This window comes from Brachybacterium tyrofermentans, from assembly GCF_014897585.1.
GTDB lineage: Bacteria > Actinomycetota > Actinomycetes > Actinomycetales > Dermabacteraceae > Brachybacterium > Brachybacterium tyrofermentans.
This window is the reverse complement of the sequence record NZ_JABUXW010000021.1, coordinates 66034-79715: the sequence shown is the minus strand read 5'-3', so window position 1 is coordinate 79715 and position 13682 is coordinate 66034. Positions and strand designations below refer to the sequence as shown.

10 protein-coding genes are annotated in these 13682 nt (G+C 70.0%); 5 read left to right on the top strand and 5 right to left on the bottom strand.

The features are described 5' to 3' along the window. The 3 genes from INT49_RS15455 to INT49_RS15445 all read left to right on the top strand — a co-directional run. Positions 1 to 1073: extracellular solute-binding protein (locus INT49_RS15455; RefSeq protein ID WP_226850671.1), on the top strand; the 1073-nt coding region annotated here is incomplete at its 5' end. 266 nt (positions 1074 to 1339) lie between these two features. Then, complete coding sequence (gene leuS / locus INT49_RS15450) at positions 1340 to 4297, top strand: leucine--tRNA ligase (RefSeq protein ID WP_193118645.1); 2958 nt, start codon at positions 1340 to 1342, stop codon at positions 4295 to 4297. A 215-nt stretch (positions 4298 to 4512) separates the two neighbouring features. Further along, on the top strand, positions 4513 to 5802 hold the full coding sequence (locus INT49_RS15445; protein WP_193118644.1) for a hypothetical protein: 1290 nt from the start codon (positions 4513 to 4515) through the stop codon (positions 5800 to 5802). 4 nt (positions 5803 to 5806) lie between these two features. Here the strand turns inward: INT49_RS15445 and INT49_RS15440 are convergent, their stop codons facing one another. Further along, positions 5807 to 8560: an ATP-dependent Clp protease ATP-binding subunit gene (locus INT49_RS15440; protein ID WP_193118643.1), complete on the bottom strand. Its 2754-nt coding sequence runs from the start codon at positions 8558 to 8560 to the stop codon at positions 5807 to 5809. Between the two features lie 355 nt (positions 8561 to 8915). Here INT49_RS15440 and INT49_RS15435 point away from each other — a divergent pair, with 355 nt between their 5' ends. Beyond that, a complete protein-coding gene (locus INT49_RS15435; RefSeq protein ID WP_193118642.1) occupies positions 8916 to 10313 on the top strand; it encodes a PrsW family intramembrane metalloprotease in 1398 nt (465 codons plus the stop codon). Positions 10314 to 10451: 138 nt separating this feature from the next. Here INT49_RS15435 and INT49_RS15430 read toward each other — a convergent pair whose 3' ends face one another. The 4 genes from INT49_RS15430 to INT49_RS15415 are packed head-to-tail and all read right to left on the bottom strand — an operon-like array spanning position 10452 to position 13262. After that, positions 10452 to 10886 (bottom strand): RNA-binding S4 domain-containing protein, encoded by a 435-nt coding sequence (locus INT49_RS15430; protein ID WP_193118641.1) that lies wholly within the window; start codon positions 10884 to 10886, stop codon positions 10452 to 10454. After that, positions 10883 to 12343, bottom strand: a complete 1461-nt coding sequence (locus INT49_RS15425) for an amidase (protein ID WP_193118640.1) — start codon at positions 12341 to 12343, stop codon at positions 10883 to 10885. The genes INT49_RS15430 and INT49_RS15425 overlap by 4 nt, the downstream gene beginning before the upstream one ends. After that, positions 12340 to 12882 (bottom strand): low molecular weight protein-tyrosine-phosphatase, encoded by a 543-nt coding sequence (locus INT49_RS15420; protein WP_193118639.1) that lies wholly within the window; start codon positions 12880 to 12882, stop codon positions 12340 to 12342. The genes INT49_RS15425 and INT49_RS15420 overlap by 4 nt, the downstream gene beginning before the upstream one ends. Continuing rightward, positions 12879 to 13262 carry a GNAT family N-acetyltransferase gene (locus tag INT49_RS15415; RefSeq protein WP_193118638.1) on the bottom strand — a complete coding sequence of 128 codons (384 nt, stop codon included), beginning with the start codon at positions 13260 to 13262 and terminating at the stop codon, positions 12879 to 12881. The genes INT49_RS15420 and INT49_RS15415 overlap by 4 nt, the downstream gene beginning before the upstream one ends. A gap of 24 nt (positions 13263 to 13286) precedes the next feature. Here INT49_RS15415 and INT49_RS15410 point away from each other — a divergent pair, with 24 nt between their 5' ends. Beyond that, the gene (locus tag INT49_RS15410; protein WP_193118637.1) at positions 13287 to 13652 is read left to right on the top strand and encodes a DUF952 domain-containing protein; all 366 of its coding nucleotides are present in this window, start codon (positions 13287 to 13289) and stop codon (positions 13650 to 13652) included. Positions 13653 to 13682 lie beyond the last annotated feature (30 nt).

The window sequence follows — 13682 nt, the reverse complement described above, 5'->3', positions numbered from 1 at the left end:
TGCCGTCGAACACACCCCATCAGCACAAGGCCGACAAAGCCATCCTCACAGTCAGCCCTGAGGAGTTCATGTCCGGGTGGATCAATTTCGCCACCGACGAGCTCCACTACGACGGCCAGTACTTCGGGCTGCCGACGTCGACGGATACCCGCGCCATGTACGTGAACATGGATCTGGCGACGGAGGCGGGCATCGACCCCGCACTGCTCGACCCGAAGAACGGCCCCATGACCTACGACCAGCTGTGGGAGATCAACGACTCCTTCAACGTGCAGGACGAGCGCGGGACGTACGAACGCGTCACCTGGATCCCCTGGGACGATCAGGCGAAGCTGATCATGTGGGCGATGGCCGCCGACGTCCGCTTCTTCGACAACTCCACCGGCCACATGCTCCTGGATTCTCCGGAGATGCTGGCCGTCGCGACGATGTACGCCAGGTGGATCGAGAAGCTGGACTTCCCGCGGATGGATGCGTTCAAGGCGACCTACCAACCGCCGAACGCGCCGCCGACGCAGACGTCCTTCTTCTCGGACCGTCAGCTGTTCCAGATCACGAACCCCGGAGCCGTTCGCAGCCTCGCGGACTACAAGCCCGATATGAACTACGGCGTGACCTACCTTCCTGTGCCCGCTGACGGCGACGACCCGTTCAGCTGGTCCGGTGGCTTCGCCCTCTCGATGCCCAAGGGGTCGAGCATGTCGAAGCCTGCCTGGGAGCTGATGAAGTTCTACGCGGGCTACGAGGGCCAGAAGATCCTCATGCCGCCGCTCACCGGCATCCCGACGAATCTCGAGACCATCGCGGACCCGGAGGGATGGGACCCGCGGATCGAGTTCTTCGTCGAACTCCTGGACGTCACGAGGTCCCGACCTCCTCTGCCGGTCGGGACGAAGCTGTGGGACGCCATGGAGACCATGCAGGGCAGCCTGACCCAGGCCTCCGACACCCCGGAGAACCTGGTGAAGGAGGCGCAGCACTACGTGGATCCCACGATGCAGCAGTTCGTCCCCTTCTCGCTCCCCGAAGGCTTCGGTGACAAGGACCCCAACCTGAAGCTGCCTCAGGGCTGATCGCGGGCCCCACCGGGCCCTTCCTGCACCCTCGTGGTGACCGCGCTCAGGTCACCACGAGGGCGCGGTACCATGAACGCGTGGCACGACGGCTTCTGCTTATGCAGCCGCGTCGGACAAGGCCCGCGCCCGCCCCGCGCTCCTGAGCGCGCTGGTGTGCCTGTGCGGGCACCGACGCGGCTCCCCTCGCCTGCGCGAGGGTTTTTTCATGTCACGCACCACCTGACGGCATCTGCCGCACCGATCCTCCGGAGGACGATTCACCCATGAGCGAGGCCCCGTACCGCTACACCGCCGCCGTGGCGGACGAGATCGAACGCCGCTGGCAGCAGCGGTGGGACGAGGACGGCACCTTCTACGCCGACAATCCCGTCGGCGAGCTGCGCGGCGAGGTCGAGTCCCTCGAGCAGGCCGTGTCCGCGTCGGCCGCCGGGTCCGCGGAGCCCGCCGAGAAGATGTACATCATGGACATGTTCCCCTACCCCTCCGGGGCGGGCCTGCACGTGGGCCACCCGCTGGGTTACATCGCGACCGACGTCGTCGCCCGCCACCAGCGGATGATGGGCAAGAACGTCCTGTACACGATGGGTTACGACGCCTTCGGCCTGCCGGCCGAGCAGTACGCCGTCCAGACCGGCACCCACCCGCGCACCACCACCGAGTCGAACGTCGCGAACATGCGCCGTCAGCTGCATCGGCTGGGACTGTCCCACGACTCCCGCCGGTCGCTGGCCACCACCGATCCGGAGTTCGTGAAGTGGACGCAGTGGATCTTCCTGCGCATCTTCGACTCCTGGTACGACCCCGAGGCTCCGAACGCCGACGGCGTCACGGGACGGGCCCGCCCCATCGCCGAGCTGCGCGATGAGCTGCGCTCGGGTGCCGTGGACCCCTTCGTCCTGGCCGACCGCCAGGGCATCGACCTGCCCGAGGCATGGGCCGGCTGCTCCTCCGCCGACGTCACCGCCGCGTCGGACGCCGAGATCTCGCAGCTGGCCGATGCCTTCCGCCTGACCTACATCTCCGAGACCCCGGTGAACTGGTGCCCCGGCCTGGGCACCGTGCTGGCCAACGAGGAGGTCACGGCCGAGGGCCGCTCCGAGCGCGGCAACTTGCCGGTGTTCACCCGGCGCCTGCGCCAGTGGAACATGCGCATCACCGCCTTCGCGGACCGCCTGATCGACGACCTGGACCGGGTGGACTGGCCCGAGTCGATCCGTTCGATGCAGCGCAACTGGATCGGTCGCAGCCACGGCGCACAGATCACCTTCCCCGCCGCCGGCCTCGCTGCGGATCCGGATGCCACCTTCGACGTCTTCACCACCCGCGCGGACACCCTGTTCGGGGCCACGTTCTGCGTGCTCTCCCCCGAGCACGGGCTGCTGCAGGACCCCTCGGCCCTGCCCGCCGCCTGGCCCGAGGGCACCAAGGCGTCGTGGACAGGCGGAGCGACCACCCCGCGCGAGGCCGTCGAGGCCTACCGGGCCCGCGCCGCCGCACTGGGCGAGGACGAGCGCACGGCGGACGACCGGGAGAAGACCGGTGTGTTCACCGGCCTCATCGCGACGAACCCGATGGACGGCCGCGAGCTGCCCGTGTTCACCGCGGACTACGTGCTGACGGGCTACGGCACCGGCGCGATCATGGCCGTGCCCGCGGAGGACGTGCGCGACCATGCCTTCGCCACGACGTTCGACCTGCCCATCATCCGCACCGTGCAGCCGCCCGCCGACTTCGACGGCGGTGCCTGGACCGGCGAGGGCGAGAAGATCAACTCCGCGAGCGCCGATCTGGACCTCAACGGGCTGGACAAGGACGAGGCGAAGGCCCGCGCTACCCAGTACGCGAGCGACAGGGGCTTCGGCCGCGCCCGCACCACCTACCGCCTGCGGGACTGGCTGTTCTCCCGCCAGCGCTACTGGGGCGAGCCCTTCCCGGTGGTCTATGACCCCGAGAACCCCGAGGTGCCGATCCCGCTGCCGGAGTCGATGCTGCCGCTGGATCTCCCCGAGGTCGCCGACTTCTCCCCCAAGACCTTCGATCCCCACGATGCGGACACCGAGCCGCAGACCCCGCTGTCGCGCGCGACGGAGTGGGCCACGGTCGAGCTGGACCTGGGGGAGGGGCTGAAGACCTATCACCGCGAGACCAACACGATGCCGCAGTGGGCCGGGTCCTCCTGGTACCACCTGCGCTACATCGATCCCACCGAGGACGACGTCCTGGTGCGCCGCGAGAACGAGGAGTACTGGCTGGGCGCCCGCGAGGACGGCGGCGTGGGCGGTGTGGACCTGTACGTGGGCGGCGTCGAGCATGCCGTGCTGCACCTGCTGTACGCGCGCTTCTGGCACAAGGTGCTCTTCGACCGCGGTGACGTCTCCAGCCAGGAGCCGTTCCACCGCCTGTTCAACCAGGGCTACATCCAGGCCTACGCCTACACCGACTCCCGCGGCGTGTACGTCCCGGCCGAGGAGGTCGTCGCCGAGGCCGACGGCACCTTCACGTACCAGGGCGAGAGCGTCGCCCAGGAGTACGGGAAGATGGGCAAGTCGCTGAAGAACGCGGTCGCGCCCGACGACATGTACGAGGAGTACGGCGCGGACACACTGCGTGTCTACGAGATGTCGATGGGTCCGCTGGACCTCTCGCGTCCCTGGGAGACCCGGGCCGTGGTCGGCTCGCAGCGGTTCCTGCAGCGGCTGTGGCGCTTGGTGGTCGACGAGGAGTCCGGCGACCTCACGGTCTCGAACGAGCCCGCGGCCCTCGCCACCAAGCAGGCCACGCACCGTGCCATCGACGGGGTCAGCCGCGACATGGCCCAGATGCACTTCAACACGGCCATCGCCAAGCTCATCGAGCTGGTGAACCACCTGACCAAGGTCGGGACCGCGCCGCGCGAGGCCGTCGAGCCGCTGGTGCTGATGGTCTCGCCGCTCGCCCCGCACCTGGCGGAGGAGCTGTGGTCCCGCCTGGGCCATGAGGAGTCCATCTCGCGCGTCGCCTACCCGGTGGCGGATCCGGAGCTGGTCAAGGCCGACATGGTCACCTGCGTCATCCAGGTCAAGGGCAAGGTGCGCCACAAGATCGAGGTCGACCCGGAGATCTCCGAGGCCGATCTGGAGGCTCGCGTGATGGCGGAGCAGCGAGTGCAGGAGGTCCTCGAGGGTCAGACCGTCCGCAAGGTCATCGTGCGCGCCCCGAAGATCGTGAACATCGTGGTCTGATCGCGCCGTCTCCGCACGCTGCAGCGGCCTCGGGACCACGGTGTCCCGGGGCCGCTGCGTCGTTCCTGCCGGGGGCCCGCTCCGCCCGGGTGGACCCAGTTCGGCCGAGGTCGGCCGAGGTCGACCCAGGTCGACCTCTCCTCCACAGTGCCAGGTCATCCACAATGCCGGTCCGCACCTCGCGGGCGGCCGACCTCGCTGGCTACGGTCGCCGCATGGAAACCATCTGGGGATGCGACACCGTGCACATGGACGAGATCGCGGAGCAGGTCGCCGAGAAGGCGGAACAGCTGATCGAGCTGTTCCGCCTCCTGCGAGGCGCCTCCGACACGGTCGAGTGGATCGGTCCGGATGCGGAGGCCCACCGGGCACGGACCCACACCGTGACCACTGCGGGCACCGACCTGTGCGGAATCCTGCGGGATCTGTCGCGACGGCTGGAGGAGGAGTCCACCCAGCAGACGACGGCCTCCCAGGTCGACTCCGACACCAACCCGCTCGTGGCGGTGCGAGCGGACATCACCGACCTGCTGCCCGCCCCGCTCCGGGACAAGGTCGCGGGCGCGAACCCCTTCGCCGGGGGTGGCTCCGGCGACAAGCCCGCCCCCACCTCCAGGTGGGGCCTGCCCCTCAGCCCGGAGTTCAGCCCGTTCCCCGAGCTGGATCCGGGTTTCCGCGATCCCGACGCGACCTGGGGCGTGCCCACCGTCCCCGGCGTCACCCCGTTCCCTGAGATCGACCCCGGCTTCCGTGCGCCCCTCGGCGACCCGATCGGGTTCCCCGGGATCACGGGACCCCTCGGCATGCCCGCGCTCGGCGAGCCGTTCGCACGTCAGGAGCCCTACAGCCGGCCGGAGCTTCCCGACGGAGAGGAGTACGACCTCTCGCCGAGAGCCCTCGAGAACGGTGAGACCGTGCGCCAGGAAGCGCTCAGCTACGTGCCGGGAGCCTCCCAGGCCCAGCATCTGATGGGGCTCCACGAGCAGAAGGGGAACTTCCTGGACGGGGCTGAGCAGGTGCTCGAGGACCACGGCTACGACGCCCTCCTCCCCGCCGTGGACCTCGCCCGGGTCGGCCAGTCAGGGACCTCCCTGCTGATCGGCGAGAACTCGACGATCGGCCAGGCGGCGGAGGGGCTCGACATGATGGTGGCCAACGCCGGCCAGACCACCGTCGAGGTGAGCGACGCCGTGGGCAACGGTGATCTCGAGGGCGCGATACGAGCCGGCGAGCGCGGCGTCTACCGCAACTACGAGGGGCTCGCGACCGTCGCGACCGCCTCACCGATGTGGAAGATCCCCGAGGTCGGCGGCGACATGGCAGGTTCTGCCGCCGACGCGATCGAGCCGTTCAGCCCGGCCGCTGCGGAACCGCTCCGCTCTCTGGAATCGACCTCCCACGACATCGGCGACCACGTCAACGGGTTCAAGGACGCGATGCTGGACTCCGAGAACTGGTATGACGCCCGCCGCCGTGCCCTTCCCCTGCCCTGGGACCCGAAGTGATCCGTCAGGTGTCCTGCCGGTCCGAGCCGGCCTCCGCCGTCCCGGGCTCCTGGGAGACAGCACCGTCCGGACCTGCGGCGCCCGCACCTGCACCGTCAGGAGCAGAACCCTCCTGAGCAGCACTGCCAGACACTGCGGTGTCCGTGTCGTCGAGGACCCTCAGCGCGAGGCCGGAGCCGTCCTGGCTGGCCCCCACGGAGACCGTCTGCCCGTCGTGCACCTCGCCCTTGAGGATGAGTCGCGCGAGGCCGTCGCCGATCTCCTTCTGGACGAGTCGCTTCAGCGGCCGGGCCCCGTACATCGGATCGAAGCCTTCGGCGGCCAGCCACCGCGTCGCGGCCTCGTCCACCTCGAGCTCGATCCGACGGTCCTCCAGGCGGGCGGCGACGTCCGCGATCTGCAGGGTCACGATCCGCGAGAGCTGCTCACGGTCGAGGGCGTCGAACATGACCACGTCGTCCAGGCGATTGAGGAACTCGGGCTTGAAGGAGGCGCGCACCACCTGCATCACCCGCTCGTGCTTGTCCCTCTCCTCGAGGGTCTGGTCCTGCAGCACATGCGCACCGAGGTTCGAGGTGAGGATGAGGATCGTGGAGCGGAAATCGACGGTGCGGCCCTGCCCATCGGTGAGTCGCCCATCGTCGAGCACCTGCAGGAGCACGTCGAACACATCGGGGTGCGCCTTCTCGATCTCGTCGAGCAGCACCACCGAGTACGGCCTGCGCCGCACGGCCTCGGTGAGCTGGCCGCCCTCGTCGTAGCCCACATAACCCGGAGGAGCACCCACCAGTCGCGAGACGGTGTGCTTCTCCCCGTACTCCGACATGTCGATGCGCACCATCGCCCGCTCGTCGTCGAAGAGGAAGTCGGCGAGAGCCTTGGCGAGCTCGGTCTTGCCCACGCCCGTCGGGCCCAGGAACAGGAACGACCCCGTCGGGCGGTTCGGATCCGCGATCCCGGCCCGCGACCGGCGCACCGCATCGGAGACCTCCGCGACCGCGCTCTGCTGCCCGATCAGGCGCTCGCCGATCAGCTCCTCCATCTCCAGCAGCTTCTGGCTCTCGGCCTGCAGCAGACGGCCGGCCGGGATCCCCGTCCAGCTGCCCACCACATCGGCGATGTCATCGGGCCCGACGTGGTCCGAGACCAGCGGACGGTCGCCCTCGAGCCCACCGGCCGCCTCGTTCTCCTCGGCGTCCACCAGCTGCATCTTCAGCTCGGGGATGTCGCCGTACAGGATCTTGGACGCCGCCGTGAGATCGCCCTCGCGCTGGGCCCGGTCGGCCTGCATACGCAGCTTCTCCAGCCGAGCCTTCAGATCACCGACCAGGTTCAGCCCCGCCTTCTCCCGCTCCCAACGTGCCGAGAGCGCCGTCATCTGCTCGGAGCGGTCCGCGAGCTGGGAGCGCACCGACTCCAGCTGGGCGATGCTGCCCGGGTCCTCGCTGCCGGCCAGTGCCAGCTCCTCCATCTTCAGGCGATCCACCTGGCGATGCAGGATGTCCAGCTGCTCCGGGGAGGAGTCCAGCTCCATGCGCTGGCGCGACGCGGCCTCGTCGACCAGGTCGATCGCCTTGTCGGGCAGCTGACGGCCGGAGATGTACCGGGAGGACAGCGTCGCGGCGGCCACCAGCGCGGCATCCGTGATGGACACCTTGTGGTGCGCCTCGTACTTGTCCTTGAGCCCGCGCAGGATCGTGATGGTGTCCTCGACGCTGGGCTCACCGACGTACACCTGCTGGAACCTGCGCTCGAGCGCGGGATCCTTCTCGATGTTCTCGCGGTACTCGTCCAGCGTGGTCGCGCCGACCATCCGCAGCTCACCCCGGGCGAGCATCGGCTTGAGCATGTTGCCCGCGTCCATCGAGCCGTCGCCGCTGCCGCCGGCGCCGACGACGGTGTGCAGCTCATCGATGAAGGTGATGACCTGACCGTTGCTGGTGCGGATCTCGTCGAGCACCGCCTTCATGCGCTCCTCGAACTCGCCGCGGTACTTCGAGCCCGCGACCATCGAGGACAGGTCCAGCGAGATCAGGCGCTTGCCGCGGAGCGAATCGGGGACGTCCCCGGCGACGATGCGCTGGGCGAGGCCCTCGACGACGGACGTCTTGCCGACCCCGGGCTCGCCGATCAGCACGGGGTTGTTCTTGGTGCGCCGGGAGAGCACCTGCACCACTCGCCGGATCTCGGCGTCGCGGCCGATCACCGGGTCCAGCCGGCCCTCCTCGGCCTGCTCGGTGAGGTCCACGCCGAACTTCTCGAGGCTCTTGAAGGTGCCCTCGGGGTTCTGGGAGTCCATCTGGTTCATGTGCTCATCTCCTGGGGTCAGTCGGGATACGGCATCGCGAAGGGCCACCGGCGTCGCGCCGACGGCGGAGAGCAGCCGGGAGGCCGCGTCCTTGCCGAGCGCGATGCCGATCATCAGGTGCTCGGTGGACAGATAGGTCCGGTGCTGGGCATCGGCCTCGCGCCGCGCCGCATCCAGGGCGTCGTAGCCGGTGCCGACGAAGGTGGGCGATCCCGAGGCGCCGCTGCCGCTGACCTGCGGGAGGCCCAGCACGGCCTGCTCGGCGCGCCGGGCGACGTCCTGCGGATCCGCGCCGACCTCGGTGAGCACGGCACGCCCGATGCCGTCCTGCTGGGTCGCCAGCACCCACAGCAGGTGCATGGAGCTGATCTGGGGATTGCCGAGCTCGACGGCCTTCTCCGCGGCCGCGGTGACGGCCTCCTGCGATCGGGTGGTGAACTGGAACTCCACGGTGCTCCTTCCCTGGGTCTGAACGGTGCCTCGAGGGGTGCAACGACCCCAGGGTTGAGTCTATTCCGCTCAACTCTGAAATCTCTCGTCGAACCGCCGCGTCCGTGCACCTCGAGATGCACCCCGTGATGCACTCCTTGATGCACTCCGTGATGCACCTCGTCGTCGGAGGCGAGGACGCGATCCCTTGTTGTCCACAACCGCCCCACGGACGGGTCGCGGTCCGGGATCATGGTCTCCGACACCTGTAGCATCGCACCCGATACGGGTCATGCCGCGTGTGGGGGAACAGACGCGAGCGCTGGCCCCTGTCCGCCATCAGTTCCCCGTCTCTGCCGCCGAAACCGAGGACCTCATGACCCAGCCCCCGAACCCGCCGCAGGACGGCCAGTTCATGCCCAACGGACGTCCTCGTCCCGGCGCGACCTCCTCCGCGCCCGGCTCGCCGTCCTTCCAGTCCCAGCCTCGCTTCGTCGACTACGGCAACCCGCGCTCCTATGACACCTCCATGCGGCCGGCCTCCGGGCTCACCGCTGCCCGCTACGCGCCGGCGCAGATCCAGCGACCCGATCAGGCTCAGCCGCAGTCCGCCTGGTCCACCCAGATGCGCCGGGTGCAGGAGGTCTCGCAGCACGCCACCAAGGTTCCGGCCGTCAGCCTCCTGGTCTGGCTCGCCGTCGTGGTCCTGGGCATCGCCCTGCTCCTGGTGCTGGGCTACTTCTTCCTGAAGTTCGTCACGGAGTCGAGCGCGAACCCCGTGTGGTGGCCGGTGACGGCCTTCATCGCCCTGTTCTCCCTGCTGGTGATCGCCCTGGTGATGTTCCTGGCGGACCGATGGGACCCGCAGCCCTTCCCCCTGCTGGTCGTCGCCGTGCTGTGGGGCGCGGCGATCGCCGCCTTCGCGAGCTACTGGATCAACACCTTCAACAGCTCCCTGACCTACTGGGTCACCGGCAGCGAGGCCGCGGTCGCCTTCGTGGGCCCGGTGATCAGCGCGCCCCTGGTCGAGGAGACCACCAAGGGCCTGGGGCTGCTACTGCTCATGATCCTGGCCCGCCGGTACTTCAACGGCCCGCTGGACGGCATGATCTACGGCGCCCTCATCGGCGGCGGCTTCGCCTTCACCGAGAACATCCTCTACTACAGCCGAGGCCTCGAGTCCGACGGCGGCTTCGGGGTGCTGATCCTGTTCATCATGCGCGGCGTGCTGAACATCTTCGGCCATGCGATCTACACCTCGGCGACCGGAGTCATCGTCGGCTTCGTGGCGCGCAAGTGGGGCACCGTCATGGGCTTCCTCGTGTTCATCCCCGCGCTGATCCCGGGCATGCTCCTGCACGCGATGTGGAACTTCTCCGCGGGCCTGGGCAACTCCTTGCTGTTCCTCGGCGTCATGTTCGCCGCGGAAGCCGTGCTGTCCTTCCTCTGGCTGGTCTTCATCGGCGTGCTGGTCTGGGACGAGTCCCGACTGACCCGTATTCGACTGGGCGACTACGCGAACCAGGGCTGGCTCACCCACGAGGAGGTCGACATGCTCGCCACCTGGAAGGGCCGGCGCGAGGGCAAGCTGTGGGCGGCGCAGATCGGGGCGAAGCCCGTGATGAAGAGGTTCATCCGCGAGAGCTCGGACCTCGCGTCGATCCGTCAGCGCCTGCTGGCCGACGGGTCGAACCCGAAGGTCGTCGGCATCGAGGCGCGGCTGCTCAGCCGCCTGACGAGCAACCGCCAGGAGCTGCTGTCGCACTCCTCCTGAACGGTGCACGGCGGGTGATCAGTCCAGCTGCGATCTCTCCAGCGTGACCCTGCCACCCGCGGGGGTGCACGACAGATGCGCACGACGAACAGGACGGCCCGGGGCAGAAGCCCCGGGCCGTCCGACGTCCTCCAGCGCTCAGCGTGGTGGCTCCTCGTCCCGTCCCCGCAGGCGGTCCAGCGCTCGGCGCTCGCGCTTCGTGGGGCGTCCGGTGCCGCGGTCCCTGCGCGGCGGGGCGGCCGCCAGCTGCGGCGGCGGCTCCGGGCTGTGGTCCTCGTAGGCGGTCCGTGCGATCGGGGCACCGACCCGTTTGACGAGGATCTTCGTGACGATGACGATCTTCTCCCGGCCGGGCGAGCGGATCCTCAGCTCATCCCCCACCGCGATGCGCTGGGCGGCCTTGGTGGGCTCACCGTTGCGGCGCACATGCCCGCCACGGCAGGCGGCCGTGGCGGCCGAGCGGGTGGGCATCAGCCGAGCGCTCCACAGCCACACGTCCAGACGCACGGACTGCGGACCGACGGCCTGCTCGAGCCCGGTCGACGGATCGCGCCCGGTCGACGGCGCGCTCATGCGGCGGCGGGCTCACGCACGAGGGGCCACGGATCGTGCGCCTCCAGCTGCGCCGCCAGGGCGAGCAGCAGGCCGTCGTCGCCGGGACGCGTCGCGCCGAGCTGCACCCCGAAGGGCAGCACGATCCCGTCGATCTCCTCACGATGAAGCGGCACCGAGATCGCGGCGTTCCCGATCATGTTCCAGGTGCTGGTCCACGGGGTGAAGGCGCATTGGGCGTCGAAGTCCGCCCCGCCGTCGGCCAGCTGCAGATCCTCCGGATGCGCGGGCGGGCCGGAGAGGGAGGGAGTGATCACGACGTCGAAGGGAGCGAACTGCTCCCCCGTGCGCCGTGCGATCGACTGCACGCCCTGGAGGGCGGCGGCGAGTTCGACGCCGCTGTAGGAACGTCCTCGCTCCCGCAGCCAGCGGGTGAGCTCCAGGAGCTTGCCCTCCTGCTCCGGGTCGAGCGGGATCGTCGCCGCGCCGACGGTCCACAGCGGCATGAACGACGTCCATTCCTGCGGAGTGAACGGCGCACCGATCGGCGTCGCCTCATGTCCGAGCCCGTGCAGCAGGTCGATCGCACGGTCCAGACCACGCAGCGCCGCCGGATGCACCTCCGTCTCCGCCGCGAGCGGCTCACGGAGCACGCCGATGCGCAGCGGGCCCGGGGCGCGCCCCGCCGTCTCGAGGTAGCTCGCGACGCGGGAGGGTGCCGTGAGGAAGTCGCCGGGGCGCGGGCCGGCCAGCAGGTCGAGGCCGGCGGCGACGTCCCGCACGCTGCGGGCCAGCATCCCGTCGGTCGTCAGGCCCATGCCCTCGCTCGAGTACGGGCCGGGCGAGACCAGGCCGCGGGTCGGCTTGATGCCCACGATGCCGCAGCACGCGGCGGGGATCCGCACCGATCCCCCACCGTCGGAGCCGTGCGCGATCGGCACGATGCCGCTGGCCACCGCGGCGGCGGCGCCCCCGCTGGAGCCGCCTGCCGTGCGGCGCACGTCCCAGGGGGTGCGGGCCGGCGCCCCGGTCGCAGGCTCGGTGTAGCAGGGCATGCCGAACTCGGGCGTGCTGGTCTTGCCGATGGTGAGGGTGCCGGCATCGAGGATCTTCTGTGCGACGCCGTCGGTGACGCTCGCGATGTTCCCGGCGAGCGCGGCGCTGCCCGCCTCGAAGGGCTGGCCGGCGACCTGGGTGAGGTCCTTGATCGGCAGCGGCACGCCCAGCAGCGGGACGCGGTGCGCGAGCTCATCGAGCGCTCCGGTGCGCCGCGGCTCCGCGAGCTGCTCGGACACGGCCTGGGCCTGCTCGCGGGTGAGGTCCTCCAGCACGTGCGCGAAGGCGCCGACCACCCCACCCGTGCCGCGGGCGGCCTCGAGGGTGCTCTCGGCGAGCTCGCGGGGATCGATCTCCCCGTTGCGGATCGCGGCTCCTGTCTCCAGCGCTCCGAGGGCGTCGGCCCCGCGGGACGGGGTCATCGGGCCGCCTCGTCCTCGTCGGCGCGATCGCCGGCCGCGTTCTCCGAGCCGTGCCCGTCGCGACCGAGGTCGGTGCGCACCTTCTCGAGGATCCGGTCGGTCGCGTCGGTGATCTGCTCCCAGGCGAGGTCGAAGTCGCTCTCGTCGCCCCACCAGGGATCGCGGATCCCGGTGTCGTCGACCGGCTCCGGGGCGAAGTCCCGCACCATGTGCAGACGGCCGTCGAGCTCGTCGCCGCCGAGGCGCCGCAGAGGGCCCACGTGGTCATGATCCAGCGCCAGCACGAGGTCGGCGTGCTCCAGATCCTGTGCGCTCAGGTGCCGTGCGCGGTGGGCGGAGGGATCGATGCCGTGGCGGCGCAGCAGCTCTCCGGCTCGCCGGTCGATCGGGTTGCCGACCTCCTCGCGGGTGGTGCCCACCGAGGAGACCTCCACTGCGTCGCCGAGGCCCGCCTGCTGGACGGCCTCGCGCAGGGCGTATTCGGCCATCGGCGAGCGGCAGATGTTCCCGGTGCACACGGTGAGGATGCGGTAGGTCATCGGGGGTCGTCCTCCTGAGGGGTCGCGGAGTCCTCGAGCAGATCCGAGAACTCGGGATGGCGGTCGATCCAGCCGCGGGCGAACCAGCAGGTCGCGGTCACCCGGTAGCCGCGCTCTCGGACGTCCTCGAGCGCGAAGCGCACCAGGGCCGAGCCGACGCCGCGGCCGCCGTGCTCGGGGGACACGACCGTGGAGCGCAGATCACGCACGACCCCTCCCCCGCCCGGCCCACCGGGCGCGCCCGGCCCTTCCGGACCAGTCGGCTCGTCGCCGTAGGCGAGGACGCCCACCAGCGCGTCGCCCGCCAGCGCCTCGAAGCGGTCTCTGTCGTCATCGTGGACCAGGCGTACCGCGCCTGGTCCGGCGGAGGTCTCATCCATGCAGTTCACGGTACACTGCCGCTCATGCCCGCGCCCCTGATCTGGCACATCACCGAGCTGCCCGCCTGGGAGGCGGCCGCTCGGTCGGGTTCGTACACCCAAGCGACCCGTGGCCGCGACCTGAGCGAGATCGGGTACATCCACGCCTCCTGGCCCGAGCAGGTCTCCGTGGTCGCCAAACGGGTGTATCCCGACCGCCCCGCGAACCTGGTGATCCTCGAGATCGATGTGGGTCAGGTGGAGGCCTCCGGGGTCGCCGTGGACATCGAGGCCGACGACGACGGCAAGGGCCGCGGCTACCCCCACATCAAGGGTCCGCTGCCGGTCAGCGCCGTGCTGCGGCTGCGACGCACCAAGTGGATCGGCCGCGAATTCGTCGTCGTCGCGTGAGCGCTCGGGCCGGCGCCTCCGGGTGCCTGG